Annotated in this window: 26 protein-coding genes; 17 read left to right on the top strand and 9 right to left on the bottom strand. The window is 64.7% G+C overall.

All coding sequences use genetic code 11. The annotated features are described in order from the left end of the window. Nucleotide 1 precedes the first annotated feature (1 nt). Both amt and gshA read left to right on the top strand, forming a co-directional pair. A complete protein-coding gene (gene amt, locus NRS07_RS04245) occupies nucleotides 2-1,402 on the top strand; it encodes an ammonium transporter (RefSeq protein ID WP_259211399.1) in 1,401 nt (466 codons plus the stop codon). 133 nt (nucleotides 1,403-1,535) lie between these two features. Further along, complete coding sequence (gene gshA, locus NRS07_RS04250; RefSeq protein WP_259211400.1) at nucleotides 1,536-2,837, top strand: glutamate--cysteine ligase; 1,302 nt, start codon at nucleotides 1,536-1,538, stop codon at nucleotides 2,835-2,837. Between the two features lie 7 nt (nucleotides 2,838-2,844). On the opposite strand, the gene NRS07_RS04255 is transcribed toward gshA, so the two are convergent. After that, nucleotides 2,845-3,504, bottom strand: a complete 660-nt coding sequence (locus NRS07_RS04255) for a DUF4272 domain-containing protein (protein ID WP_259211401.1) — start codon at nucleotides 3,502-3,504, stop codon at nucleotides 2,845-2,847. A 138-nt stretch (nucleotides 3,505-3,642) separates the two neighbouring features. Between NRS07_RS04255 and gshB the strand changes: the two genes are divergently transcribed. From gshB to NRS07_RS04295, 8 genes are all read left to right on the top strand, one after another. Next, entirely contained in the window at nucleotides 3,643-4,605 is a 963-nt protein-coding gene (gene gshB / locus NRS07_RS04260) for a glutathione synthase (protein WP_259211402.1), read from the top strand. 1 nt (nucleotide 4,606) lies between these two features. Beyond that, a complete protein-coding gene (locus NRS07_RS04265; RefSeq protein ID WP_259211403.1) occupies nucleotides 4,607-5,014 on the top strand; it encodes a PTS sugar transporter subunit IIA in 408 nt (135 codons plus the stop codon). Nucleotides 5,015-5,075: 61 nt separating this feature from the next. Beyond that, complete coding sequence (locus NRS07_RS04270; protein WP_259211404.1) at nucleotides 5,076-5,345, top strand: HPr family phosphocarrier protein; 270 nt, start codon at nucleotides 5,076-5,078, stop codon at nucleotides 5,343-5,345. Between the two features lie 41 nt (nucleotides 5,346-5,386). Beyond that, nucleotides 5,387-7,165 carry a phosphoenolpyruvate--protein phosphotransferase gene (gene ptsP / locus NRS07_RS04275; RefSeq protein WP_259211405.1) on the top strand — a complete coding sequence of 593 codons (1,779 nt, stop codon included), beginning with the start codon at nucleotides 5,387-5,389 and terminating at the stop codon, nucleotides 7,163-7,165. Nucleotides 7,166-7,212: 47 nt separating this feature from the next. Further along, the gene (locus NRS07_RS04280; RefSeq protein ID WP_259211406.1) at nucleotides 7,213-8,394 is read left to right on the top strand and encodes a homoserine O-acetyltransferase; all 1,182 of its coding nucleotides are present in this window, start codon (nucleotides 7,213-7,215) and stop codon (nucleotides 8,392-8,394) included. Next, nucleotides 8,391-9,008 carry a methionine biosynthesis protein MetW gene (gene metW / locus NRS07_RS04285; RefSeq protein ID WP_259211407.1) on the top strand — a complete coding sequence of 206 codons (618 nt, stop codon included), beginning with the start codon at nucleotides 8,391-8,393 and terminating at the stop codon, nucleotides 9,006-9,008. The genes NRS07_RS04280 and metW overlap by 4 nt, the downstream gene beginning before the upstream one ends. 142 nt (nucleotides 9,009-9,150) lie before the next feature. Further along, entirely contained in the window at nucleotides 9,151-10,038 is an 888-nt protein-coding gene (locus NRS07_RS04290; protein ID WP_259211408.1) for a M48 family metallopeptidase, read from the top strand. 27 nt (nucleotides 10,039-10,065) lie between these two features. Further along, nucleotides 10,066-11,010 carry a pseudouridine synthase gene (locus tag NRS07_RS04295; RefSeq protein WP_259211409.1) on the top strand — a complete coding sequence of 315 codons (945 nt, stop codon included), beginning with the start codon at nucleotides 10,066-10,068 and terminating at the stop codon, nucleotides 11,008-11,010. A gap of 23 nt (nucleotides 11,011-11,033) precedes the next feature. Here the strand turns inward: NRS07_RS04295 and NRS07_RS04300 are convergent, their stop codons facing one another. Further along, entirely contained in the window at nucleotides 11,034-11,804 is a 771-nt protein-coding gene (locus tag NRS07_RS04300) for an exodeoxyribonuclease III (RefSeq protein ID WP_259211410.1), read from the bottom strand. A 198-nt stretch (nucleotides 11,805-12,002) separates the two neighbouring features. Between NRS07_RS04300 and pyrE the strand changes: the two genes are divergently transcribed. Then, nucleotides 12,003-12,665 carry an orotate phosphoribosyltransferase gene (pyrE, locus tag NRS07_RS04305; RefSeq protein ID WP_259211411.1) on the top strand — a complete coding sequence of 221 codons (663 nt, stop codon included), beginning with the start codon at nucleotides 12,003-12,005 and terminating at the stop codon, nucleotides 12,663-12,665. Nucleotides 12,666-12,850: 185 nt separating this feature from the next. Here pyrE and gatB read toward each other — a convergent pair whose 3' ends face one another. The 3 genes from gatB to gatC all read right to left on the bottom strand — a co-directional run bounded on the left by gatB (nucleotide 12,851) and on the right by gatC (nucleotide 16,185). Continuing rightward, a complete protein-coding gene (gene gatB / locus NRS07_RS04310; protein WP_259211412.1) occupies nucleotides 12,851-14,311 on the bottom strand; it encodes an Asp-tRNA(Asn)/Glu-tRNA(Gln) amidotransferase subunit GatB in 1,461 nt (486 codons plus the stop codon). Nucleotides 14,312-14,377: 66 nt separating this feature from the next. After that, the gene (gatA, locus tag NRS07_RS04315; protein WP_259211414.1) at nucleotides 14,378-15,853 is read right to left on the bottom strand and encodes an Asp-tRNA(Asn)/Glu-tRNA(Gln) amidotransferase subunit GatA; all 1,476 of its coding nucleotides are present in this window, start codon (nucleotides 15,851-15,853) and stop codon (nucleotides 14,378-14,380) included. Nucleotides 15,854-15,885: 32 nt separating this feature from the next. Then, on the bottom strand, nucleotides 15,886-16,185 hold the full coding sequence (gatC, locus tag NRS07_RS04320; protein WP_259211415.1) for an Asp-tRNA(Asn)/Glu-tRNA(Gln) amidotransferase subunit GatC: 300 nt from the start codon (nucleotides 16,183-16,185) through the stop codon (nucleotides 15,886-15,888). A gap of 404 nt (nucleotides 16,186-16,589) precedes the next feature. On the opposite strand from gatC, the gene NRS07_RS04325 reads away from it, so the two are divergent. The 6 genes from NRS07_RS04325 (at nucleotide 16,590) to NRS07_RS04350 (ending at nucleotide 23,561) form a co-directional block, all read left to right on the top strand. After that, entirely contained in the window at nucleotides 16,590-17,633 is a 1,044-nt protein-coding gene (locus NRS07_RS04325; RefSeq protein WP_259211416.1) for a rod shape-determining protein, read from the top strand. 125 nt (nucleotides 17,634-17,758) lie between these two features. Then, nucleotides 17,759-18,907, top strand: coding sequence for a rod shape-determining protein MreC (gene mreC / locus NRS07_RS04330; RefSeq protein WP_259211417.1), 1,149 nt, complete (start codon nucleotides 17,759-17,761; stop codon nucleotides 18,905-18,907). Continuing rightward, nucleotides 18,908-19,426 (top strand): rod shape-determining protein MreD, encoded by a 519-nt coding sequence (mreD, locus tag NRS07_RS04335; protein ID WP_259211418.1) that lies wholly within the window; start codon nucleotides 18,908-18,910, stop codon nucleotides 19,424-19,426. Between the two features lie 28 nt (nucleotides 19,427-19,454). After that, nucleotides 19,455-21,416 (top strand): penicillin-binding protein 2, encoded by a 1,962-nt coding sequence (mrdA, locus tag NRS07_RS04340; RefSeq protein WP_259211420.1) that lies wholly within the window; start codon nucleotides 19,455-19,457, stop codon nucleotides 21,414-21,416. Between the two features lie 4 nt (nucleotides 21,417-21,420). Beyond that, a complete protein-coding gene (gene rodA, locus NRS07_RS04345; RefSeq protein ID WP_259211421.1) occupies nucleotides 21,421-22,536 on the top strand; it encodes a rod shape-determining protein RodA in 1,116 nt (371 codons plus the stop codon). A gap of 17 nt (nucleotides 22,537-22,553) precedes the next feature. After that, nucleotides 22,554-23,561 (top strand): septal ring lytic transglycosylase RlpA family protein, encoded by a 1,008-nt coding sequence (locus tag NRS07_RS04350; RefSeq protein ID WP_259211422.1) that lies wholly within the window; start codon nucleotides 22,554-22,556, stop codon nucleotides 23,559-23,561. On the opposite strand, the gene NRS07_RS04355 is transcribed toward NRS07_RS04350, so the two are convergent. Genes NRS07_RS04355 through NRS07_RS04370 form a run of 4 tightly spaced genes read right to left on the bottom strand, consistent with a single transcriptional unit; the run spans nucleotide 23,558 to nucleotide 26,562 of the window. Continuing rightward, nucleotides 23,558-24,256 (bottom strand): SPOR domain-containing protein, encoded by a 699-nt coding sequence (locus NRS07_RS04355; RefSeq protein WP_259211423.1) that lies wholly within the window; start codon nucleotides 24,254-24,256, stop codon nucleotides 23,558-23,560. The genes NRS07_RS04350 and NRS07_RS04355 overlap by 4 nt on opposite strands. Before the next feature lie 16 nt (nucleotides 24,257-24,272). Next, nucleotides 24,273-25,010, bottom strand: a complete 738-nt coding sequence (locus tag NRS07_RS04360) for a type III pantothenate kinase (protein ID WP_259211424.1) — start codon at nucleotides 25,008-25,010, stop codon at nucleotides 24,273-24,275. Then, nucleotides 25,007-25,771 (bottom strand): biotin--[acetyl-CoA-carboxylase] ligase, encoded by a 765-nt coding sequence (locus tag NRS07_RS04365; protein ID WP_259211425.1) that lies wholly within the window; start codon nucleotides 25,769-25,771, stop codon nucleotides 25,007-25,009. The genes NRS07_RS04360 and NRS07_RS04365 overlap by 4 nt, the downstream gene beginning before the upstream one ends. Then, nucleotides 25,768-26,562, bottom strand: a complete 795-nt coding sequence (locus NRS07_RS04370) for an SDR family oxidoreductase (RefSeq protein WP_259211426.1) — start codon at nucleotides 26,560-26,562, stop codon at nucleotides 25,768-25,770. Before NRS07_RS04370 ends, NRS07_RS04365 begins: the two co-directional genes overlap by 4 nt. Nucleotides 26,563-26,592: the final 30 nt, after the last annotated feature.

The following is a 26,592-nucleotide window of genomic DNA, read 5'->3' on the forward strand; positions in this document are numbered from 1 at the left end:
TATGAAACGCACCATCATCAAGGTCCTGGCCGGCTTCGCCGCCCTGAGCCTGGCACTGCCGGCGCTGGCCGCGCCTTCCATCAACAAGGGAGATACCGCGTGGATGTTCGTCGCTACGCTGCTCGTCATCATGATGGCCATTCCCGGCCTGGCGCTGTTTTACGGCGGCCTGGTGCGGGCCAAGAACATGCTGTCGATCCTGATGCAGGTCTTCATGGTGTTCTCGGTGGTCATCGTGCTGTGGTGCCTGTACGGCTACTCGCTGGCCTTCACCCAGGGCAATGCCTTTATCGGCGGCTTCGACCGCGCCTTCCTGAACGGCATCTACGATCCGCTCGCCGGCAGCTTTGCCCAGGCCGCGACTTTCAGCAAAGAGACGATGATTCCCGAGTTCATCTTTGTCGCCTTCCAGGGAAGCTTTGCCGCCATCACCTGCGCGCTGATCGTCGGCGCTTTTGCCGAGCGCGTGCGCTTTGCGGCGGTACTGCTGTTCGTGGTGCTGTGGTTCACCTTTGGCTACCTGCCGGTGGCGCACATGGTCTGGTTCTGGGCCGGCCCGGACGCCATCACCGATGCCGCCTCGCTCGCCACCGTGACCAGCGGTGCTGGTTTCCTGTGGCAAATGGGCGCGCTCGATTTCGCCGGCGGCACCGTGGTGCACATCAATGCGGCGGTAGCTGGCCTGGTCGGCGCCTACATGATCGGCAAGCGGATCGGCCTGGGGCGCGAATCGATGGCGCCGCATTCCCTGACCATGACCATGGTCGGCGCTTCGCTGCTGTGGGTCGGCTGGTTCGGCTTCAATGCCGGTTCGGCACTGGAAGCGGGCGACGTCGCCGCGCTGGCCTTCATCAACACCTTGCTGGCCACTGCGGCAGCGGCCGTGTCGTGGATGATCGGCGAGTGGATCTTCAAGCGCAAGCCGTCGATGCTGGGCGCGGTGTCGGGCGCCGTCTCGGGCCTGGTGGCGATCACGCCAGGCTGCGGTTTCGTCGGCCCGATGGGCGCCCTGGTCATGGGCCTGCTGGCAGGAATCGTCTGCCTGTGGGGTGTGACCGGTTTAAAGCGCCTGCTGGGCGCGGACGACTCGCTCGATGTGTTCGGCCTGCACGGCGTCGGCGGCATTCTCGGCGCGCTGCTGACCGGCGTGTTCGCTTCGCCGGCATTGGGCGGGCAGGGCATCTGGGACTATGTCGCCAACCAGGGCGCGCCGGCGTATTCGATCGCCAGCCAGGTGTGGGTGCAGGCGCAGGCAGTGGGCATCACCATCGTGTGGTCGGCAGCCGTCGCCTTTATTGCCTTCAAGCTTGCCGATATCGTGGTCAGGCTGCGGGTGCCGGCCGACGAAGAACGCCAGGGCCTGGACATCAGCAGTCATGGCGAGACGGCCTATCACGGGTAAGGCGGTTTTCCACCAAGGCGCCTGCGGGCGCCTTTCTTCATGCTGGTCAGTGCGCGACTTTAAAACAACAGCATCGTCCTTATATAACGGTACCGATATAATTCAAACAAGCCACTACTAGGAAGTCCACCTCATGGTTCCGCACCTCGCCACCGCCCTGACCGGTCCCTTGCTCGACCTGGAAAAGAAAATTCTCGAAGCCACGCCCGCCATCGAGCGCTGGTTCCGCCTCGAGTGGCAGGAGCATACGCCGCCGTTCTATTGCTCGGTCGACTTGCGCAATGCCGGCTACAAGCTGGCACCGGTCGACACCAACCTGTTTCCGGGCGGCTTTAATAACCTGGCGACCGAAATGCTGCCGCTGGCGGTACAGGCCGCCATGGCCGCGATCGACAAGTATTGTCCCGATGCGCGCAACCTGCTGATGATTCCGGAAACGCATGCGCGTCATCCGCTCTACCTGCAGAACGTGGCGCGCCTGATGCAGATCTTCCGCCAGACCGGCCTGCACGTGCGGCTCGGTTCGCTGTCGCCGGATATCACCCAGCCGACGCCGCTGGCGCTACCGGACGGAAACATGCTGGTGGTCGAACCACTGGTGCGGTCAAGTAACGGGCGGCGCGTCGGCCTGGTCGATTTCGACCCGTGCACCATTTTGCTGAACAATGACCTGTCCAGCGGCATTCCATCGATCCTGGAAAACATCCACGAGCAGTCGCTGCTGCCGCCGGTGCACGCGGGCTGGGCGCTGCGCCGCAAGAGCAATCACCTGAAGGCCTTCGACGAAGTGGCCAAGAAGTTCGGCAAGCTGATCGACATCGATCCGTGGCTGGTCAACCCGCTGCATAGCAAGGTCAGCGAGCTCGACCTGCAGCAAGACGTCGGCACCGAGCAGCTGGCCGATGCCGTCTCGGCGCTGCTCTCCAAGATCAAGAAGAAATACAAGGAATACGGCATGAAGGAGCAAAAGCCCTTCGTGATCGTCAAGCCCGATGCCGGCACCTATGGCATGGGCGTAATGACGGTGAAAGACGCCAGCGAGGTGCGCGACCTGAGCCGTGCACAGCGCAACAAGATGACCGTCATTAAAGATGGCGTAGCGGTCAACGACATGATCGTGCAAGAAGGCGTGCCGACGTTCGAAAGCATCAACGATGCGGTGGCCGAGCCGGTGGTCTACATGATCGACCGCTACGTGGTGGGCGGCTTCTACCGCGTGCACGCCGAGCGCGGCATCGACCAGAACCTGAACGCGCCCGGCTCGCAATACGTGCCACTGGCTTTTGCCCAGCAGCACGCCATGCCCGACCTGAAAGCCAAGCCGGGCACGGCGGCGCCGAACCGCTTCTATGTGTACGGCGTGGTGGCGCGCCTGGGCCTGCTGGCCGCGTCGCTCGAACTCGAGCGCACCGACCCCAACCCCGAAGTTTACTAACAACCGGTCAGGTATCGGTCGAGACGGCATCCCAGTCGTCTTCGTCGCCATCCCGGATCATCCAGTTGACCGCGTGGTGCCATTCCAGCACCACGCCGGGATTGATGCCGGCCGGCGGCGCGCTGCCAGTGAGCTTGGCATCGCGCACTGCCCAGTGCAGGCGGTACAGCAGGTCGGCCCGGTCGAGGATCTCGGCCTTGCCGCGCAGGCGGATCGCCGCGCGCAAGGTGGTGGCGTCGAGCAGGTCGTGCGGGTAGAGCGGCAAGATCTCCTCGGCGTTTGATGGTGCGGCGGGCAAGCTGGCGCTGTCGCCCACGTCGTCGACCAGCCCCGCACACCAGGCCAGGAACACCAGGGCTTCGAGCCGCCACGAAAAGCGAATGATGTCTTCTTCGGGCGGCGTGTCCTCGAACAGGAAGGCCGCCTCGTCGTTCGACAGCATCGACCTGCGCTCTGGAGTGGCGAAATACTCTTTAAAGAACGTGTTCTGGCGCAGCATCGCGGTGCTCACCACGCCCCACAGCGCCACCAGCCGGCACCATACTTCTTGCTCGCTGCGCAAGCTCACCCCGTCGTCGTCGTCGAGCATTGGCAGCTGCGGGTTCACGCCAATACCGTGCTGCTGTAATACCGCCTCGCTTGCTGCCTTGCGTGCTTGCGCTGTCATGGACTGCCTCCTGGATCGTTTGCAAGACGATAACATCAACCGTGCCTGACATGCAGCGCCGCAGGGCGAACGGATGGGCCGCCCGCGAACATCGGCGTTTCCGGCTAAAATCAGGACATTCCCTGCATTGGACAGTCCATGAAAATCGCCTTCCTCGCCGATCCCATCGCCACCTTCAAGATTTACAAGGATTCGACCTTCGCCATGATGCGCGAAGCCGCCAGGCGCGGGCATGCCATTTATGCGTTCGAACAACGCGACATGGTGCTCGAAGAAGGCGTGGTGACGGCGCAAGCCACGCGCTTGACCCTGACCGGCGAGCCCGACGCCTGGTACCGCGCCGATGCGCCGGAAATCGTCGAGTTGTGTGATTTCGACGCCGTGATCGAACGCAAGGATCCGCCCTTCGACATGGAATATGTCTATGGCACTTATTTGCTGGAACTGGCCGAGCGCCGCGGCGCGCGCATTTTCAACCGTCCGGGGGCGATTCGCGACCACAACGAGAAGCTGTCGATTGCGCAATTTAGCCAGTACACTTCGCCGACGCTGGTGTCGTCGAACATGGCGCGCCTGCGCGCCTTCCACGACAAGCATGGCGACGTGATCTTCAAGCCGCTTGATGGCATGGGCGGCGCCGGCATTTTCCGCATCAAGCAAGACGGCATGAACCTGGGCGCCGTGATCGAGTCGCTGACCGTCAACGGCCAGCACACCATCATGGCCCAGAAATTCATCCCCGCGATCGAACAGGGCGACAAGCGAATCCTGGTCATCGGCGGCAAGCCGGTGCCCTTCGCGCTGGCGCGCATTCCGCAGGGCAACGAAGTGCGGGGCAACCTGGCAGCCGGCGGTATCGGCGTGGCCCAGCCGATCACCGAGCGCGACCGAGAAATCGCCGAAGCGCTGGGACCGGTCCTGGCCGCACGCGGCTTATTGCTGGTAGGATTGGATGTGATCGGCGATTACCTGACCGAAGTGAACGTTACCAGCCCGACCTGCTTCCAGGAGATCGCCGACCAGACCGGATTCGACGTGGCCGCGATGTTCATCGACGCGGTCGAACAGCAGCTCCTGAACCCCACACCAAGCAGACACTGACATGGTAGGCATCCTGCTGATGACCCACGCACCGCTGGGCCAGGCCTTCATCGCCGCGGTAGCACACGTGTTTCGCGGTCCCACCGAACGCTTCGAGGCGATCGACGTGGCCGCCGACCAGGACATCAACGAAGTGAACGCACGGGCCAAGGAGGCCATTGCGCGCCTGGACGACGGCGACGGCGTGCTGGTCATCACCGATATCAAGGGCGGGACCCCGTCCAATTGTTGCAATTCGCTGGCCAGTGCCGGCCACGTGGAAGTCATTGCCGGCATCAGCTTGCCGATGCTGCTGCGGGCGATTACCTACCGCCGCGACACGCTCGACGTGGTCGTCGAAATGGCGCTGGCCGGCGCCCAGAATGGCGCGGTGAGGGTGGATAACCGGATCCGGATCGGATCGAGCTGATTGATCAACTGAAGCGGGGCGGCGCGCCCAGCGGTTCTGACGATAAATTGATAAAGAGAACATGATTCAACAGGAACTAGAGATCATCAACAAGCTGGGCCTGCACGCCCGCGCCTCCGCCAAACTCACCCAGATGGCCGCGAAATTCCAGAGCGACGTCTGGCTCACCCGTAATGGCCGCCGCATCAACGCCAAGTCGATCATGGGCGTCATGATGCTTGCCGCCGGCAAGGGTGCGAAAGTGCTGCTCGAGGCCGACGGTGCCGACGAAGAAGCCTGCATCGCTGCCTTGAGTGGCCTGATCAACGACAAGTTCGGCGAAAGCGAGTAATGCCGCGCGAAGCGGCGACTCCGCGTCACACAGGACCTTCGATGGCATCGTTCACACTGCACGGTATTCCGGTTTCACGCGGCATTGCGATCGGCCGCGTGCATCTGCTCACGCCGGCGGCGCTCGACGTCAAGCATTACCTGGTCCCCGAAGAGCAGGTCGAGGCCGAAGTCGCCCGCCTGCAGCACGCCATCGCCGAAGTACACCGTGGCCTGCAGGCGCTGTGGACCGAGTTGCCCAAGGACGCACCGACCGAACTGGGTGCCTTCATCGATGTGCACGCGCTGATCCTGTCCGACCCGATGATCTCGGAAGCGCCGCTCGATATCATCCGTACCCGCCACTACAACGCCGAATGGGCGCTGGTGACCCAGATCGACGAGCTCTCCAGTCAGTTCGACGAGATCGAAGATGAATACCTGCGCGAGCGCAAGCACGATATCCAGCAGGTGGCCGAGCGCGTGCTCAAGGTCCTGATGGGCACCGCCCTGAGCGTGCCGCCGGTGTTTTCCGGCGACGACCACGCGGCGCCGCAAATGATCGTGGTGGCGCACGATATTTCGCCGGCCGACATGCTGGCCTTCCGCGACCATGACGGCGGACAGCGTTCCTTCATCGGTTTCGTGACCGATGTCGGCGGCCAGAACTCGCACACCGCGATCGTCGCGCGTTCGCTCGACATTCCGGCGGCGGTGGGCATGAGCCAGGCATCGCGCCTGATCGAGCAGGACGACTGGGTGATCGTCGACGGCGACGCCGGCGTGGTGATCTGCAATCCGAGCCAGCTGGTGCTGGAGCAGTACCGCGCGCGCCAGGCGGCGCTGGGCCGGGCGCGCAAGCGCCTGCTCAAGCTCAAGAAGACGCCCGCGGTCACCAAGGACGGCACCCCGATCAAGCTGATGGCCAACATCGAGCTGCCGGAAGACTGCGCCGGGGCGCTCGAGGCCGGCGCCAACGGGGTCGGCCTGTTCCGTTCGGAGTTCCTGTTCATGGGGCGCTCGAACGTGCTGGGTAATGCCCTGCGCATCCCCAGCGAAGACGAGCAGTTCGAGCAGTACCGCAAGGCGGTGCTGGCCATGAAGGGCCGTCCAGTCACCATTCGCACGCTCGACGTCGGCGCCGACAAGCCGCTCGATCCGACCGAGCATACGGCGCTCAATCCGGCACTGGGCCTGCGCGCGATCCGTTACTGCCTGGCCGAACCCCAGCTGTTCCTGACCCAGCTGCGCGCGATCCTGCGCGCGTCGGCCTTTGGCAAGGTTCGCATCCTGATCCCGATGCTGGCGCATGCCTTCGAGATCGACCAGACGCTGAGCATGATCGAGCAGGCCAAGGCGCAACTGCGCGAAGAAAACCTCAAGTTCGATCCGGCGGTGGAAGTCGGCGCCATGATCGAGATTCCGGCGGCCGCGCTGGCGCTGCCGATGTTCGTCAAGCGCATGAACTTTTTGTCGATCGGCACCAATGACCTGATCCAGTACCTGCTTGCGATCGACCGCGTCGATTACGAAGTGGCGCACCTGTACAATCCGCTGCACCCGGCGGTGCTGACGCTGCTGGCCCAGACCATCGCCACCGGCCAGAAGGCCGGGCTCGATGTCGCCGTGTGCGGCGAGATGGCGGGCGACGCCAAGCTGACCCGCCTGCTGCTGGGGATGGGCCTGCGCGAGTTCTCGATGCACCCGGCCCAGCTGCTGTCGGTGAAACAGGAAATCCTCAGCAGCGACCTGGCCGCGATCACCTTGCGCACGCGCCGCATCCTGCGCTCGACCGAGCCGGACGAGATTGCCTACGCGGTAGAGCAGCTGCAGTCCCTCTGAACTGGCGGCCAAGGCTGCAACCACACTGGAATATCACGACAAGCTTCATGGGATCGATCGGAACAGTCACACCACAGGCGATGCATTTCGCCGAGCCGCTGCGCCTTCAAAGCGGCGCGCACCTCGGCGACTACACGCTGATGTATGAAACCTATGGCACGCTCAATGCCGACAAATCCAACGCGGTGCTGGTCTGCCACGCGCTCAACGCTTCGCATCATGTGGCCGGCACCTATGCCGACCAGCCCAATAGCCTGGGCTGGTGGGACAACATGGTCGGGCCGGGCAAGCCGCTCGATACCAGCCGCTTCTTCGTGATCGGGGTGAACAACCTGGGCTCGTGCTTCGGTTCGACCGGCCCGATGCACCATAACCCGGCCACCGGCAAGCCGTATGGCGCCGCCTTTCCGTTGCTGACGGTGGAAGACTGGGTCAGCGCCCAGGCGCGCCTGGCCGACCGCCTCGGCATCGACTGTTTTGCCGCGGTGATGGGCGGCTCGCTGGGTGGAATGCAGGCGCTCTCGTGGAGCATCCAGTTCCCCGAGCGCCTGCGCCACTGCATCGTGATCGCCTCCACGCCCAAGCTCTCGGCCCAGAACATCGCCTTCAACGACGTCGCGCGCCAGGCCATCCTGGCCGATCCCGACTACCACGGCGGCGACTTCTACGAGCATGGCGTGGTGCCGAAAAACGGCCTGAAAGTGGCGCGCATGGTGGGCCACATCACCTATTTGTCGAACGATGACATGGCTGAAAAATTCGGGCGCCGGCTGCGCAACGGCGCACAGGACCGGGATGCCGGTCCGGACGACTACGGTTTCGACTTCGGCATCGACTTCGAGATCGAGTCTTACCTGCGCTACCAGGGCGACAAGTTCTCGAAATACTTCGACGCCAACACCTATTTGCTCATCACCAAGGCGCTCGACTATTTCGATCCGGCGCGCATGCACGATGGCGACCTGACCCGCGCACTGGCGGGAACCCGGGCGCAATTCCTGATTGCCTCGTTCAGCACCGACTGGCGCTTCTCGCCGGAGCGTAGCCGCGAGATCGTCCAGGCCTTGATCTCGAACCGGCGCCAGGTGACCTATGCCGAGATCGACGCGCCGCACGGCCACGATGCCTTCCTGCTGGAAGACCCGCGCTATCTTGGCGTGGTGCGGGCGTATATCGATCGCATCGCGCTGGAATTGTCTGGCGCGGCTGGCGCGGAGGTGGCGCCATGAATTTCGACGACCTGATCTCCTTGCGGCCCGACCTGGCCTTCATTGCGCATTGGGTGGGCGAGGGCGCGCACGTACTCGACGTCGGCTGCGGCGACGGCGCCATGCTGCGCTACCTGGAACTGGACAAGGGCTGTACCGGCTACGGCATCGAGATCGCCGACGACAAGGTGCTGGCCAGCACCCGGCGCGGCGTCAGCGTGATCCAGCACGACATGGAGCAGGGCCTGGGCCTGTTCGGCGACAATACTTTTGACACGGTGCTGTGCCTGTCGTCGCTGCAGATGATGCAGCATGTCGAGGCGCTGCTGCGCGATATCGTCCGGGTCGGCCGCGAAGCCATTGTCTCGTTTCCGAATTTCGCCCACTGGCCGCACCGCCTGGCGCTGCTGCGCGGGCGCATGCCGGTCTCGCGCGCGCTGCCCTACCAGTGGTACGACACCCCGAACGTGCGCTGCGCAACGATCTATGATTTTCAGGAGCTGGCCGAGGAATGCGGCCTCGAGGTGCTCGAATGCGTGGCGCTGGCCGACGGCCAGCCCGTGGAGTTTTTGCCGAACTTGCGCGGCAGCCTGGCGGTATTTCGCTTGCGCAAGAAAGAGCGCGCGAGCGCCTGAGGGCGGGGCCGTCCGTTACCGGCTTATGTGCGGTAGCGCCTAGTCGGGCAACTTCCCTTCCGCGATGATGGCGCCTATTGTGTGTCCATCACGCTTACTTCTATGAGGACAGGCTGCTAAGAACAGCCGGTCGGTGAACGAAATGAAAAAACTCAAGCAATTGGCCGTCTGCCTGTCCCTGATTGCCACTGTCGGCAGCCCCATGGCGCAAGACCATGCCACCGAGGTGCAGGACGGTATCCAGGTCACGCCGCTGTCGCGCGCGCGCGTGCTGATTCCCGAGGCCCAGCTCGACGAAGCTGCGGCGCAGCAATACGCCCAGATGATGGGCGAGGCGCAGCAAAAGGGCGTGCTGGTGCCAGCTTCGCACCCCGAAGTTCGCCGCCTGCGCGAGATCGCGCAGCGCATCATCCCGCATGCGCCGCGCTGGAACCAGGCGGCTGGCGACTGGCAGTGGCAGGTCAATCTGATCGACTCGAAAGACATCAACGCCTTCTGCATGCCGGGCGGGCGTATCGGCTTCTTCTCGGGCATCCTCACCCAGCTCAAGCTGACCGACGACGAAGTGGCCGCCGTGATGGGCCACGAGATCGCCCACGCCCTGCGTGAGCATGGGCGCGAGCGCATGGCCAAGTCGGGCCTGACCTCGATGGGTGCACGCAGTGTCGGCGCCTTGATCTCGGGAATCTTCGGCATCGATCCAGGCATTACCGGCGCGGTCGCCAGCCAGGCCGGCCAGCTGCTGGTGCTGAAATTCTCGCGCAGCGAAGAGCGCGAGGCCGACCTGGTCGGCCTGGATATCTCGTCGCGCGCCGGTTACGACCCGCGCGCCGGCATCACGCTGTGGCGCAAGATGGCGGCGCTGAACAAGCGTGCGCCGATCGAGCTGCTGTCGACCCACCCGGGCGGCGAGAGCCGCATCAAGGACATGCAGGCGCACATGAACGTGCTGCTGCCGCTGTACGCGCGCGCCAAGGGCACCACGGTATCGCGACTGGCGCCGTATCGTACCAACGTCAATTTGCGTTGATGGGATTGCCCTGGTGAGCCTGCACTAATGGGAAACGCAAGGCGAGGGCGGCAGGCCGAAGCCAACGCCCGGGTTCCGCTGCCGATTCGCGACGGCGTCTCGCCCAGCTACCTGTGGCTGACGGCGGCGCATGCCGGCGGCATGCTGTGCTTCCTGGCAGAGCGCTTTCCCGATGTGCCCCAGGGTGTCTGGGAGCGGCGCCTGGCGCGCGGCGAGATCGTCGATGCGAACGGGACGCCGCTGCGCGCCGACAGCCCGGTACGGCAGGGCATGCGCATCTGGTATTACCGTGAGCTGGACATTCCCGAGACTCCGATCCCGTTCCTTCAGCAGGTGCTGTTCAGGGACGAGCATCTGCTGGTGGTAGACAAGCCGCACTTCCTGCCCACCATCCCGAGCGGACGTTTCTTGCATGAGACGCTTCTGGTAAGGCTGAAAAAGCAGTACGACCTGCCTCATCTGACGCCGATCCACCGGCTCGACCGCGAGACTGCGGGGGTGGTGATCTGCTCGCACAATCCCGCCTCGCGCGGCGCCTACCAGTCGATGTTCCAGAAGCGGGTAGTCACCAAGGTCTACGAGGCGCTGGCCGGTCCGATCGAGGGCCGGCAGTTCCCGTTCACCTACCGCAGCCGCATGCAAGACGCCGAGCAGTTCTTCGTCAGTACCGAGGTGCCGGGTGAACCGAATTCGGAAACGCTGGTGGAGCTGATCGAACGCCGTGGCGAGGTGGCGCATTACCGCCTGCATCCGCACACTGGCCGCAAGCACCAGCTGCGCCTGCACCTGGCAGCGCTGGGCGCGCCGATCCTCAACGATACGTTCTACCCGCGGGCGCTGCCCTGCAAGGGCGACGACTTCAGCGCGCCGCTGCAACTGCTGGCGCGCAGCGTCGCTTTCATCGATCCCCTCAGCGGCCAGGCGCGCCGCTTCGACAGCGGCTTCAGGCTGGAGTGGCCATCTAGAAGTTAAGCTGATAAACGCCTAGTCTTCTATTAGAGATGGTAATCAATGATCAGCGGCGCGTGATCGCTGAAGCGTTCATCCTTGTACACCGACACCGCTTTGGCGCAGCCGGCAATGCCCGGGGTCGCGATGTGGTAGTCGATGCGCCAGCCGACATTGTTGGCCCACGCTTGGCCGCGGTTGCTCCACCAGGTGTAATGGGCCGCTTCCGGCTCGACCATGCGGTGCACGTCGACCAGTCCGACCTCGTCGAAGATGCGCGTCATCCACGCGCGCTCTTCCGGCAAAAAGCCTGAATTTTTCTGGTTGCTCTTCCAGTTTTTCAGGTCGATTTCCTTGTGCGCGATGTTCCAGTCGCCGCAGATCACCACTTCGCGGCCCTCGGCCTTGAGCTGTTCCAGGTGCGGCAAGAAGACTTCCATGAAGCGGAACTTCGCCAGTTGGCGCTCGGGCGACGATGAGCCAGAAGGACAGTAGAGCGAGATGATGGTCAGGTTGCCGAAATCGCAGCGCGTGTAGCGGCCTTCGGCATCGAATTCCATGCAGCCGAAGCCGATGCGCTTGTTGTCCGGCGCCGTGCGGCTATAGATGCCGGTGCCCGAATAGCCTTTTTTCTCGGCGTAGTGAAAGTGACCATGGTAGCCGTGCGGCGACAGCAGTTCTTCGGTCATGTCGGCCTGCGTGGCTTTGAGTTCCTGGACGCAGATGTAGTCGGCCGACTGGCTGGCCAGCCAGGTGAAAAAGCCCTTCTTGTTTGCCGAACGGATGCCGTTCAGGTTGGCGGAAATAATTCGTGGCATCGAGAGCGAAAAAGATAGGTGATGGATTGAAGGCCCGCTGGCAGGCAGGGCCTGGAAGTGCTGGGACGCAAAGCGCGACAGTGTAGCGCGTTTCGCCGCGCTTCGGAAATGGGGCAGGGCGCTAGCAGCCAGGGCGTTGCTGCAGTGAGCCAGGCGCGCGGTTTACAATACGCGCTTTCGGATATTCAGGAGAAGCACGTGAGCGATCTGCGCCAGGAGTTTATTGCATTTTCGGTCAAGGCCGAAGTATTGAAGTTTGGTGAATTCACCACCAAGGCCGGGCGCCTGTCGCCATATTTCTTCAACGCCGGCCTGTTCCACGACGGTGCCACACTGGGCCAGCTGGCACAGTTCTATGCCCAGACGCTGCTTGATTCGGGCGTGGACTTCGACATGCTGTTCGGCCCGGCCTACAAGGGCATCACGCTGGCCTCGGCCACTGCTGTAGCGCTGGCCGGCAAGGGGCGCAATACCTCGTTTGCCTACAACCGCAAGGAAGCCAAGGACCACGGCGAGGGCGGCACCATCGTCGGCGCCAGGCTGGCCGGCAAGGTCGTGATCGTAGACGACGTGATCTCGGCCGGCACCTCGGTGCGCGAATCGGTCGACATGATCCGCGCCGCCGGCGCCGAGCCAGCCGCGGTACTGATCGCGCTCGACCGCATGGAACGCTCCGGCAAGGACGGCGCGCTGTCCGAGCACTCGGCGGTGCAGCAGGTGGCGCAGGAATTCGGCATTCCGGTGATCTCGATCGCGAATCTGGACGACCTGTTCGGCTACCTGTCCGCCGCCACCGCCGACCCCCGCCTGTCCCAGCACAAAGCCGCCGTCGCCACCTACCGCAGCCGCTACGGCGTCTAACCCGCTTAAAACCTATTAGGGTCAGAGTCAAATTGTTGAGCAATTTTCCAGAATTGCTTTTAATTCGACTCTGACCCTCATTGTTTTGCAAGTTTTGCTCAGCCGACGAATGAGGGTCAGAGTCGAATTACAGGAAACTTTTAGAAGTTGCTGATTAATTCAACTCTGACCCTCATTGGGGGGCATTAGTTGGCGAGCTTTTTCTTTAGCAGTTCGGTGACCTGGGCCGGATTGGCCTTGCCCTTGGACGCCTTCATCGCCTGGCCGATCAGTGCGTTGATCGCTGCTTCCTTGCCGGCGCGGTATTGCTCGACGGACTTGGCGTTCGCGGCCAGTACGTCGTCGACGATGCCTTCCAGCGCGCCGGTATCCGAAATCTGCTTCAGGCCCTTCTGCTCGATCACGGTGTCGGCCAGGGTCTCGTCAGTCGATCCGGCTTCCCACATCGCTGCGAACACTTCCTTGCCGGCCTTGTTCGAGATGGTGCCATCGGCGATCCGCTTGAGCAGCAGGGCCAACTGGGCCGCCGACACCGGCGAAGCATCGATTTCCACGCCGGCGCGGTTCAGGGTCGACGACACGTCGCCCATCAGCCAGTTGGCGGCGGCCTTGGCGTTTTCCTTGCCGGCTGCGGCCACCACGGCTTCGTAGTAGGTCGCCATCGCCTTCGACGATGTCAGCACCAGGCTGTCGTATTCCGGCAGGCCGTAGTCGCCCGTGAAGCGTGCGCGCAGCGCGCCCGGCAGTTCGGGCATCTCGGCCCGGATGCGGTCGATCCAGGCCTGCTCGATGACCAGCGGCGGCAGGTCAGGGTCGGGGAAGTAGCGGTAGTCTTGCGCGTCTTCCTTGGTGCGCATCGAGCGCGTCTCTTTCTTGTCCGGGTCCCACAGGCGCGTAGCCTGGATCACCCGGCCGCCGTCTTCGATCAGCTCGATCTGGCGCCGCACTTCGTAGTGGATCGCTTCTTCCATGAAGCGGAACGAGTTCAGGTTCTTGATCTCGCAGCGGGTGCCGAATTCTTTCTGTCCTATAGGTCGCACCGAGACGTTGACGTCGCAGCGGAACGAGCCTTCTTGCATATTGCCGTCGCAAACGCCCAGCCACATCACCAGCGAGTGCAGCGCCTTGGCATAGGCCACCGCTTCGTTCGCGCTGCGCATTTCCGGCTCCGATACGATCTCGAGCAGCGGCGTGCCGGCGCGATTGAGGTCGATGCCGCTCATGCCGGCGTAGTCTTCGTGCAGCGACTTGCCGGCGTCTTCTTCCAGGTGGGCGCGGGTCAGGTTGACGGTCTTGGTTTCCAGCTTGCCGTCTTTTTCGTAGGCGAAGCTGACCGTGCCGCCCTGGACCACCGGATCTTCGAACTGGCTGATCTGGTAGCCCTTCGGCAGGTCGGGGTAAAAATAGTTCTTGCGCGCGAAGACCGACTGCGGCGCGATGGTAGCGCCGACGGCCAGGCCGAAGCGGATCGCGCGCTCGACCGCGCCGCGGTTCAGAACCGGCAGCACGCCCGGCAGTGCCAGGTCGACCGGGCTGGCCTGCGTGTTCGGCTCGGCGCCGAAACGGATCGGGCTGCCGCTGAAGATTTTCGAGTTGGTCGTGAGCTGCACGTGGTTCTCAAGACCGATGACGACTTCCCATTGCATAGTGTTCTCTTTTCTGTTCGCTGTGCGGGCAGGGTATTGCTGTTTTTCTGTGCCGGCACGGGTTGCTTAGACGCCGTCCGGCGCGCGCGTATGCCAGTCGGTGACTTGCTGGTACTGGTGCGCGATGTTCAGCAGCCTGGACTCGTTGAAGTAGTTGCCGATGATTTGCAGGCCGACCGGGCGCTTGGCGTTCTTCTCGCCCTGGCCGAAGCCGACCGGGATCGACATGCCGGGCAAGCCGGCCAGGCTGGTCGACAGCGTGAAGATGTCGGCCAGGTAGTTCGCCACCGGGTCGTTGGCCTTGGCGCCCAGGTCCCAGGCCACCGTCGGCGCCACCGGCCCCATGATCACGTCGCACTTGTCGGCAAACGCGGCCTGGAAGTCGTCGGCGATCAGGCGGCGGATCTTCTGCGCCTGCACGTAATAAGCGTCGTAGTAGCCGTGGCACAGCACATAGGTGCCGACCATGATGCGGCGCTGCACCTCGCGGCCGAAACCTTCGGCGCGGGTTTTGCGGTACATGTCTTGCAGATCCTTGTACTCGGCCGCGCGGTGGCCATAGCGCACGCCATCGAAACGCGACAGGTTGCTCGAGGCTTCGGCCGGGGCGATGATGTAATAGGTCGGAATCGACAGCGCGGTCTTCGGCAGCGAAATCTCCACCAGCGAAGCGCCCAGCTTCACGAATTCGTCGAGCGCCGCGCGTACTGCCTGCTCGACATCACTGGCCAGGCCTTCGCCGAAGTATTCCTTCGGCACGCCGATGCGCAGGTCGCTCAAGGACTGGTTCAGGTCGCGCGTAAAGTCCTCGGCCACGTTGCCTTGCTGGACCGTCAGGCTGGTCGAATCGCGTTCGTCGAAGCCGATCATCTCGCCCAGCAGCAGCGCGCAGTCTTCGGCGGTCTGGGCGATCGGGCCGCCCTGGTCGAGCGACGAGGCAAAGGCGATCATGCCAAAACGCGATACGCGGCCATAGGTCGGCTTGATGCCGGTGACGCCGCAGAACGCGGCCGGCTGGCGGATCGAGCCGCCGGTATCGGTCGCAGTGGCGGCTGGCGCCAGGCGCGCCGCGATGGCCGCGGCCGAGCCGCCCGACGAGCCGCCCGGCACCGCCAGCGGATCCCACGGGTTCTTCACCGCGCCGAAGGCCGAATTCTCGTTGGCCGAGCCCATCGCGAATTCGTCGAGGTTGACCTTGCCCAGCGTGACCATGCCGGCCGCGTGGAAGCGCTCGACCACGGTCGCGTCGAACGGGCTCTCGTAGTTGGCCAGCATCTTCGAGCCGGCAGTCGTGCGCCAGCCCTTGGTCACGAAGATATCCTTGTGCGCGATCGGCACGCCGGTCAGCGGTCCGGCGTTGCCCGACGCGAGCCGGGCATCGGCCGCTGCGGCCTGGGCTAGCGAACGCGCGTGGTCCACGTGCAGGAAGGCGTTATGGCCGCTCGCATCGATGCGCCCGAGGTAGTGGCGGGTCAGTTCGGTGCTCGAAATCTGCTTCGAGTGCAGCAGCGCCGACAGTTCTTTGATGGTCTTGTTATGCATGTGCGTGTCGATCCGAAAATACGTAAATACGGTTACTCGATGACCTTCGGTACCAGGTACAGGCCGTCCTGGGCTTTCGGTGCCGGCGCCTGATAGTCTTCGCGGCGGTTTTCTTCGGTCACCACGTCGTCACGCAGGCGCAGCGGCAGCGCCAGGATGGCGGCCAGCGGCTGGGACAGCGGCGCGACACCGGTCGTGTCCACCGCCTGCATCTGCTCGGCGAGAGCGAAAATGCCGTTCAGTTCGGCCAGCGCGGTCTCGGCGTGGGCCTCGCCCATCTCGAGCTGGGCCAGGTGGGCGATGCGTTTTACGTCTGAAAGTGTCAGGGACATGGCAAAGGGGCGCGGCGCGGGCCGCACGCTAAGATAATTGAACGGTTGATAAGTTGAGATCGAAATTGAGTCCGAAAATCGACATCGAAAGCTGGAATCGAATGGATAACGCGAATAACGGACACCTCACGGATGTTGGCAAGGCGTCAGCGAACGGCATGCTACGGCCGATAAAACCTTGGTAACACCGTCGATCTTGCTCTGGAATTGGGGTGGAAAACCCCCCGTTTTCAGCGTTTAATCGACGAATTATAAGGTAGAATGGCGGGTTAATGCGCTATGGGGCCGAAAGCTGGCCCGCAGCAGCAAAGACCGCGTGGCCTTCGGCAGCAGGTGCCGGCCGGCGCGGCAAGGACAATCCCGATCAATTTTTCGGCGCACTGCAATGCGCAATCAGGACACACATGTTTGGTTTTTTACGCAGCTACTTCTCGAATGACCTGGCGATCGACCTGGGCACCGCCAATACCCTGATCTATGTGCGCGGCCTGGGTATCGTGCTGGACGAGCCGTCGGTCGTCGCAATCCGCCAGGAAGGCGGCCCGAACGGCAAGAAGACGATCCAGGCAGTGGGCAAGGAAGCCAAGCAAATGCTGGGCAAGGTGCCGGGAAATATAGAGGCGATCCGGCCGATGAAGGATGGCGTCATCGCCGACTTCACCGTCACCGAGCAGATGCTCAAGCAGTTCATCCGCATGGTCCACGACTCCAAGTTCTTCCGCCCTTCGCCGCGCATCATCATTTGCGTGCCTTGCGGTTCGACCCAGGTCGAGCGCCGCGCGATCCGTGAATCGGCGCTCGGCGCCGGCGCCTCGCAGGTCTACCTGATCGAAGAACCGATGGCAGCGGCAATCGGCGCCGGCCTGCCGGTATCCGAAGCGACCGGCTCGATGGTGGTCGACATCGGCGGGGGCACCACCGAAGTGGGCATCATCTCGCTCGGCGGCATGGTCTACAAGGGTTCGGTGCGCGTCGGCGGCGACAAGTTCGACGAAGCCATCGTCAACTACATTCGCCGCAACTACGGCATGCTGATCGGCGAGCAGACCGCCGAAGCGATCAAGAAGGCAATCGGCTCGGCGTTCCCGGGTTCGGAAGTCAAGGAAATGGAAGTCAAGGGCCGCAACCTGTCCGAAGGCATCCCGCGCTCGTTTACCATCTCGAGCAACGAGATCCTGGAAGCACTGACCGATCCGCTCAACCAGATCGTGTCGGCCGTGAAGAACGCGCTGGAACAGGCCCCGCCTGAACTGGGCGCCGACATCGCCGAAAAGGGCATGATGCTGACCGGCGGCGGCGCGCTGCTGCGCGACCTCGACCGACTGCTGATGGAAGAGACCGGCCTGCCGGTGCTGGTGGCGGAAGACCCACTGACCTGCGTGGTGCGCGGTTCGGGCATGGCGCTCGAGCGCATGGACAAGCTCGGCTCGATCTTCTCCTACGAATAACGCAGCCAACACCATCAGGCGCCATCGACATCACTGCGGGCAGGGGCGAGCGGATCCAAGCCGCGCGCGTCTGCCCGCGTTGACATTCGCGCCCCGCACCAACTAGACAGGACACCAACCGGGACATGGAATACAGTCCGCCGCCGCTGTTCAAACAAGGTGCCCCAGCACGGGTCAAGGCGATCGTCTTCGCGCTGATATCCGTCGTGCTGCTGGTGGTCGACGCGCGCTATCACACCCTCGGCACCGTGCGCCAGGTTGCGGCCACCGTGCTGTACCCACTGCAGATGGCCGCCCTGATGCCGCGTGAAGTGCTCGGCAACATGGGCGGCTATTTTTCGTCGCTCTCCACGCTCCAGAAAGAAGTGCGCGAGCTCAAGACGCAGCAGCTGGCGCAGGCGCGCGTGCTGCAGCAGGCGCAGTACGAGATGGCCGAAAACATCCATCTACGGCGCCTGATGGACGCGCGCCAGCACTTGCCGCTGCAGGCCCAGATGGCCGAGATCCTGTACGACGCACGCGACCCGTCGACCCGCCGCGTGATACTCGACCGCGGCTCGCGCAATGATGTGGTGCTGGGCCTGCCGGTGATCGACCATGCCGGCGTGGTTGGCCAGGTCACGCGCGTGTTTCCGTTCACGTCCGAAGTCACGCTGCTCACCGACAAGGACCAGGCCATCCCGGTGCAGGTGCTGCGCAGCGGCCTGCGCAGCATCGCCTACGGCCGCGGCCATTCCGGCCTGCTCGACCTGCGCTTCGTGGTGGCCAATGCCGACATCCAGGTCGGTGACGTGCTGGTTACCTCGGGCCTGGACGGCATGTATCCGGCCGGCCTGGCGGTAGCCAAGGTGATCCAGGTCGAGAACGTTGCGGCCGGCGCTTTCGGGCGCGTGATTTGCCAGCCGCTGGCGGGCATCGACCGCCAGCGCCAGCTCTTGATCATCATGTCGCAATCGAACCTGCCGCCGCGGCCCCAGCCCGAGGCGAAAGCTGCCGCCACCACCGCGCGCAGCAAGCTGCCGGACATGGCGCCGGTGCCGACCCCGCCGCTGGCGCCAATGCCGCTGCCGCCGCAGGGCGGGCCGCCAGGCCAGGGCGGGGCCGCCGAGGGGCAGGCCGGCCCGGCCAATGCGGTCGCCGGCGTCGGCACGCCGGCGCGCACCGCGCCAGCCACCGCCGCGCCAGCCACCACGGCACCAGCCACCACCGCACCAGCCACCACCGCCGGCGCGGTCGCCACGCCGGCGCGCCCAGCCGCCACGGAGAATCGATAAATGGCCGGTAACCGCCCGCATTACATCCTGCTGCCCGTCAGCCCACTGTTCATTACCTTCAGCCTGGTGTGCGCCTTCATGCTCAACCTGCTGCCGCTCGGCCGCTGGGTGGGTACGCCCGACTTCGTCGCCGTGGTGCTGGTGTTCTGGGGCATCCACCAGCCGCGCCGGGTGGGCATCGGGGTGGCGTTCGTGATGGGCCTGCTGATGGACGTGCACGACGCCAGCCTGCTGGGCGAAAATGCGCTCGCCTACACGCTGCTGTCCTACCTTGCCATCATGATCCACCGCCGCGTGCTGTGGTTCCCCATGCTGACCCAGGCCATGCACGTGTTTCCGCTGCTGCTGTTCGCGCAGGCCGTCCAGGCCGTGGTGCACTTTACCGCGTCGGGCCGCTTCCCGGGCCTGCTGCATTTCGTCGAAAGCCTGGTCGCCGTCGCACTGTGGCCGGTGATCACCTGGCTGCTGCTGGCGCCGCAGCGCCGCGCCGTCGACCGCGACCATACCCGGCCGATCTGATGCCTGTTTCACGATCCGAGCAAGTGCTGTGACCGAATTCAAGGACAACGACCGCGAGATCCACCAGTTCCGCACGCGCATGACAGCGCTGGTGGGGCTGGTCTTCATCTGCTTTGGCCTGCTGGTGGCGCGCTTCGTCTGGCTGCAGGTGCTGCGCTACGACCAGTTCGCGCTGCAGGCAGAAGACAACCGCATCGCGCTGGTGCCGATCGTGCCCAACCGCGGATTGATCGTGGACCGCAACGGCGTGGTCCTGGCCCGCAACTATTCGGCCTATACGCTCGAGATCACGCGCTCCAAGCTGCAATCGAACCTGGAATCGGTGATCGACGAACTGTCCAAGCTGGTCGTCATCGAGCAGCGCGACCGGCGCCGCTTCAAGCGCCTGCTGGAAGAATCGCGCAGTTTTGCAAGCGTGCCGATCCGCACCCGCCTGACCGACGACGAAGTGGCGCGCTTCACCGCCCAGCGCTTCCGCTTCCCGGGCGTGGAGGTGCAGGCGCGCCTGTTTCGCCAGTACCCGCTGGGAGAAACCGCTTCGCACGTGATCGGCTATATCGGCCGCATCAACCAGAAAGAGGCTGCCAGGCTCGAAGAAGACGAACTGGCCGCCAACTACAAGGGCACCGAGCATATCGGCAAAGAGGGCGTCGAGAAGAAGTACGAAAGCCACCTGCATGGCACCACCGGCTACGAGCAGGTCGAACGTTCGGCCGGGGGGCGCGCCATTCGCACCCTGTCGCGCACCGCACCGGTCCCGGGCAGCAACCTGATCCTCTCGCTCGACATCGAACTGCAGAAGGTCATCGAGGAAGCCTTTGGAGACAATCGCGGCGCGCTGGTGGCAATCGAGCCGGCCACGGGCGACGTGCTGGCCTATGTCTCGCGCCCCGGCTACGATCCCAACCTGTTCGTGGACGGCATCGACACCCAGAGCTGGAACGAACTCAATACCTCGCTCGACAGGCCCTTGATGAACCGTCCGCTGTCGGGCACCTATCCGCCAGGCTCGACCTTCAAGCCTTTCATGGCGCTGGCAGCGCTCGAAATGGGCCTGCGCAAGCCGAGCGACGCGATTCGCGACCCCGGCTTCTTCATGCTGGGCGGCCACCGCTTCAATGACGACAAGCCGGGCGGCCACGGCACCGTCGACATGTACAAGTCGGTGGTGGAGTCGTGCGACACTTATTATTACCAGCTCGGCCACGAGATGGGGATCGACAGGATGTCGAGTTTCATGGGGCAGTTCGGCTTCGGCTCCGCAACCGGCATCGACCTTGACCACGAGAAGACCGGCGTACTGCCGTCCAAGGAGTGGAAGGCCAAGCGCTTTGCCAAGAGCCGCGCGGCACAGAAATGGGTAGGCGGCGATACCATTTCAGTGTCGATCGGGCAGGGCTTCAACAACTACAGCATGATTCAACTGGCGCACGCGGTCTCGACCCTGGCCAACAACGGCGTGGTGATGAAGCCGCACCTGGTCAAGATGATCGAGGACGGCGCCACCAAGCAGCGCACCCTGACGGTGCAAAAAGAGAGCCGCCGCATCCCGCTCAAGCAGGAAAACATCGATTTTATCAAGCACACCATGGTGGGCGTGACCCAGGAGTCCTACGGCACCGGCCATCGCGCTTTCGCCAACGCCGGCTATATCTCGGCGGGCAAGACCGGCACCGCGCAGGTGATCGGCCTGAAAGGCCAGAAGTACAATGCCAACGCCATCGACGAGCGCCATCGCGACAACGCACTCTACGTCGCTTTCGCCCCCGCCGACAATCCACGGATCGCGATCGCCCTGGTCGTGGAAAATGCCGGCTTTGGCGCGGCCTCCGCGGCGCCGATCGCGCGCAAGGCGCTCGACTACTACCTGTTGGGCAAGCGCCCGGCGCCACCCAAGCCCAAAGATCCCCCCGCGGGCCGCAAGGCCGCCCCGGCCGCCGCGACACCGGCCGCCGCCCCGGTGGCCAGCCCCGCCATCAGAAAGGAATAAGCCCATGGCGCGCATTCCAGAACGCCGCTCGCTGCGGCGCCGCCTGCGTCCGTATTTCACGGTCTTCGACTGGCCGCTCGGGCTGGTGCTGTTCATCCTGATGATGACCAGCGTGATTACAATGACCTCGGCCGGGGCCGACTATCCAGGCCGCGTCGAACACCAGATCCGCAATTTCCTGCTCGCGTTCGCGGTAATGTGGGTGACGGCCAACGTGCCCCCGCAGACGCTGATGCGCCTTGCGGTACCGATCTATACGATCGGGGTTGCGTTGCTGATCGCCGTGGCGATGTTCGGCATCATCAAGAAGGGCGCGCGGCGCTGGCTCTACGTCGGCGTGGATATCCAGCCCTCAGAAATCCTCAAGATCGCCACGCCTTTGATGCTGGCCTGGTATTTCCAGCAGCGCGCGAATGCCAACAACTGGAAATCGTTCGCGATCGCGGCGGCGCTGGTCCTGATCCCGTTTGTCCTGATCGCCAAGCAGCCCGATCTCGGCACCAGCCTGATGGTCGCATCGTCGGGCTTTTACGTGATCTTCTTGGCCGGCCTGCCGTGGAAGGCATTGCTGGGACTGGGCATCGCCGGCGCGGCCGCGCTGCCGATCGGCTGGTCGATGATGCACGACTACCAGCGCGAGCGGGTGATGACCCTGATCGACCCGACCTCCGACCCGCTTGGCAAGGGCTTCCACATCATCCAGTCGGAGATTGCGATCGGCTCCGGCGGCATCCTGGGCAAGGGCTATGGCAAGGGCACGCAAAGCTACCTGGAATTCGTCCCCGAGCAGACCACCGACTTTGTGTTTGCCGTGTATTCGGAAGAGTTCGGGCTGGTTGGCAATCTGTTCCTGTTGCTGGTCTACCTGCTGCTGATCGGGCGCGGGCTGATGATCGCGGCAAATGCAGCCAACACCTTCGGCCGCCTGCTGGCTGGCGCGATCACGATGATGTTCTTCACCTACGCCTTCGTCAACATGGGGATGGTCATCGGCATCCTGCCAGTGGTCGGCGTGCCCTTGCCCTTGATGAGCTATGGCGGAACTGCCTTCATTACCCTCGGACTCGGCGCTGGCATATTGATGAGTATTCAAAGACACCGTAAACTAGTACAGACGTAATTGAACAAGGACTGCGAATGGCCGTTCCAAGAAAACAACTTGTAGCGGTCCTAGCCACCGCAACGCTGCTGCCCATCCTGATGAGCGGTTGCAGCAGCACGGGCGAGCACAAACGCCTGGTGCCGATGCCGTGGGGCCAGCGGCCGGCCGCGAAGCATCCCGAGGCGCCCAAGCTGCCGCCAGCCAATTCTGGCCGCGGCGGCTATTACAAGGACGATGGCCCCGGCACCAATCCGCCGCCCGGCCTGCTCGAGCTGCCGGACGCCATCGTCCGCGCTGAGCCCTATTCGAAGTGGGCCAACCGTCCTTACTCCGTATTCGGGCAGACCTATACCCCGATCACCCACGACGACCCGTTCGTCCAGCGCGGCGTGGCCAGCTGGTACGGCGTCAAGTTTCATGGCCAGAAGACGTCGTCGGGCGAACTCTACGACATGTACAAGATGACGGCCGCGCACCCGACGCTGCCGATTCCCTCGTACGTGCGCGTCACCAGCCTGGACTCGGGTAACGCCGTCATCGTGCGCATCAACGACCGCGGCCCCTTCCATGCCAGCCGCGTGATCGACGTCTCGTACACGGCCGCACTCAAGCTCGGCCTGCTCGGCCGTGGCAGCCACAAGGTCGAGGTCGAGCGCCTGTTCCCCAACGACCCGTCGCGCATCGCCACGCTGCGCCGCGCGCTGACCTCGCAGGCCCAGTCGGCGCCGCCGGAAATCACGGCGCTGATGCTGGAAGATACCGTGCGCTCGGACAGCGCCGCCGTCGCCCAGGTGGTTCCGAAGCTGGTCGCGGCCGGCACCTTCTATGTGCAGCTCGGCTCCTACAGCCGCGCCGGCACCGCCGAAGCGCTGAGCGAACGCCTGGCGCAGGCCGGACTCGCGCTGGGCAGCCTGGAAGTAGTAAAGGCCGGATCGCTCAACCGCCTGCTCGGCGGGCCGTTCGCGAGCCGCGAGGCGGCGATGGAGGCGGCGATGGCGGTGCCATCGTCGTTTGGGTTGAAGCCGATTGTCGTGAAGCGTTAATCGCAGGCGCGCAGCTGCAAGCCCTTGAAATCGTCGGCAATGCCTGCCAGGCGCCGGCGCTCCTCCAACGTCAGGTCGCGAAACTTCCAGCTGGCGCGCGTGCCTTGCGGGCCGCGCGGCAGCACGCGCACGCCGCGTACGCCCTGGCGGCCAAGCGCGGCGGCCAGGTTTTGCGCGGCGGCGTCACTCTTGAACACCCCCAGCGAGATCGCCCACTTGATCGGCGACTCGCCCTGCATCACGAAGAAATTCGTCACGCCGCGTTCTTTCAGTTCTGCCACGCGGCGGTCTGCGCCCTCCTTGCCGCCGCTGGGGGGCAGGTAGACCAGGTGGCTGGTCACTTCCTGGAACGGCACGCTGGTGCGCGACAGGCGCGTGCCCAGTTCCAGGCGCGCGAGGCGCGACTCGAAGCGGCGCGCGTCTCCGGCAGCAAGAGCGCCGGCCTGCATGCAGGCGACGATGTCCGGCGCCGGCGCAGCTGGCGCCGCCGGTTCGGCAGGCAATGCGGCCACCGAGGGTAGGGCGCTGCTGCGGGCCTCGGCCGCGGTCAGCATCACCAGGCGCTCGGCGGCGAGCTGGTTCTTCAGGCGCTGCGGTTCGCGCTCGCCGCCGCCGGCCTGGCCCAGATAACCCTGGCCATAGGCGAACAGCAGGGCGTTGGCGGCCAGCAGCGCCCAGAATACGAATCTCAACAAATGCGCTCTCCCATTGTCAGGCGGCGGCCGCTGCATGCAGGCCGACCAGCACGATATTATCGACCAGGCGGTGGGCCACCTTGAGCGCTGGCGCAATATAGGGCGCCGCGCCGCCCGAGACGATGCAGGCGCTGGCGCCGCGCGTGCCATGTGCGGCGCAGGCGCGCTCGATCGCGCCGGCTTGCGCCGACAGGATGCCCGACACGATCGCGTCGTCGGTATTGTCGCCGAACAGCGGTGGTGGCGCGGCGCCGGGCAGCACCTGGGGCAGCCCGGCGGTATTGCGGGCCAATGAGGTGGCCATCAGCGCCAGGCCGGGCAGGATCATGCCACCGATGAACAGGCCGTCGGCGCGCACCGCATCGATCGTGGTCGCGGTGCCGCAGGTGGCGACGATCAGGTCCTGGCCGGGCGCCAGGGCGCGCGCGCCGATGGCGGCGGCGAAGCGGTCGCAACCCAGCTGGGCCGGGTTGCGGTAGCCGTTGAGCAGGCCGGCGCGCGCGTGGGTCGAGGCAAACCAATCGACCGTGATCGCCTCGGGCAAGGCCTGGGCGATACGCGCGCGCACGTCAGGCCCGGCCACGTTGGCGATGAAGGCGCGGCCGATCCCGGCGCGGCGCCAGGCGGCGGCAATATCGACCAGGTCGGCGTGCGGCGCGGCGTGGCTCGTTTCCCACTCTCCCAGCGCCGCGCCCGGAAGGGCGATCGCCCACTTGATACGCGTATTGCCGGCGTCGATCAGCAGCAGCTTCATGTCTTCACCCGCAGCGAGACGTCGCCCGCCAGCACCGCGACGCGTCCGGCCGCCGTATCGAGCAACAGGCGGCCCGCATCGTCGACGCCGGCGGCAAGGCCTTCTTGTACAACGGCGCCGTTGTCGATGACGGTCACGGTCTCGCCCTGCCAGGCATGGCGCAGGTTCCAGCGCGCGCAGAATGCCCCGAAGCCGCTTCTCGCGAACAGGTGCAGGGCCGCGCTCAAGGCGTCAAGCAGCTTGGCCATCAGTACCTCGCGGTCCATGCGCGCCAGCCAGGGCGCGCCGGCGGCGCTGCGGCCGATGCGTGCTTCCAGGTCGTCAGGCATTGCCAGATTGAGTCCGATGCCGATCACGGCCCAGGTGCCACCATCGGCTGCGCAGCGGGTTTCGACCAGAATGCCGGCCAGCTTGGCGCCGTCCTTGAGCACGTCGTTCGGCCACTTGAGCGCAACCTGCACGCCCAGCAGCCCCAGTGCGTCGCCCAGGGCCACGCCAACCGCCAGCGGCAAGCCGCTGAGCCTGTGCGGGCCGCCGTCGAATCTCCATGCCAGCGAAAAGGTCAGCGAGCCTTCGCTCGAAGACAGCCAGCTGCGCCCGGCGCGGCCACGGCCGGCGCTCTGGTGTTCGGCCACCAGCAGCAGCGGCCCGCACTGCTGCGCGGCACGTGCCAGCAAATCGGCATTGGTCGAGCCGGTCTCGGCCACCACCTCGACGGCGACGCCGGGGCCTGCCAGTGCGGCGATGCGTTCAGCGTTCATGCCTGACCCTGGCCTTGCTTGGTCGGCGCGCGCGAAAACGCAAAGTCGAACAGGGAGTTGGGCATCAGGCGCAGCAGCTTTGCGACCACGCCCATCTGCCAGGGCAGCACGCGGTAGCTGCTGCCGCGCGCGATCGTATCGGCCGCCTGCACCGCGAAACGCGCCACCGGCATCAAAAAGGGCATCGGGAATCGATTCTGGCGCGTCATGGGGGTGTCGATGTAGCCGGGAGCAATGGTCACCACCTTGATGCCGGAGCTGCGCAGGTCCAGGCGCAGCGACTCGCAATAGCTGCGCACCGCCGCCTTCGAGGCGCAATAGGCGCCTGCGCCGCGCATGCCGCGCACGCCGGCCACGCTGCCGATGCCTACCAGCCTGCGCGGGCCGTGCTGCGAACGCATCGTGGCGATAAAGGGTGCAAAGGTGGCGACGGTGGCATTGACGTTGGTTGCGAACACCGCGTCGAATACTTCGAGGTCGCCGCTGCGGTCGGTGAGGGTACCTTGTGAGATCCCGGCGCTGGCTATCACGATGTCGGCGCCGCCATTGGCCGCGATGAAGTCGGCGGCAGCGGCGGCGACGGCCTGGCGGTCGGTGACATCGGCGGCGTAGATGCGGTGGCGTTCGGGATGGGGCAGGCTGGCTAACAGGTCGTCGAGCAGCTCGCGGCGGCGGGCCAGCAGTCCAAGGCAAGCGCCGCGCGCCGCGTATTCGCGCGCCAGCGCCGCGCCGATGCCGCTCGAGGCGCCGGTGATAAAGACCCGGTCCGAGCGGCCTGGCGCCGCGGTCATTCCAGGTCCGCCTTCGCGCGTGCAGCCAGC

The sequence above is a fragment of the Massilia sp. H6 genome (genome assembly GCF_024802625.1).
In the GTDB taxonomy this organism is placed as follows: Bacteria; Pseudomonadota; Gammaproteobacteria; order Burkholderiales; family Burkholderiaceae_D; genus Telluria.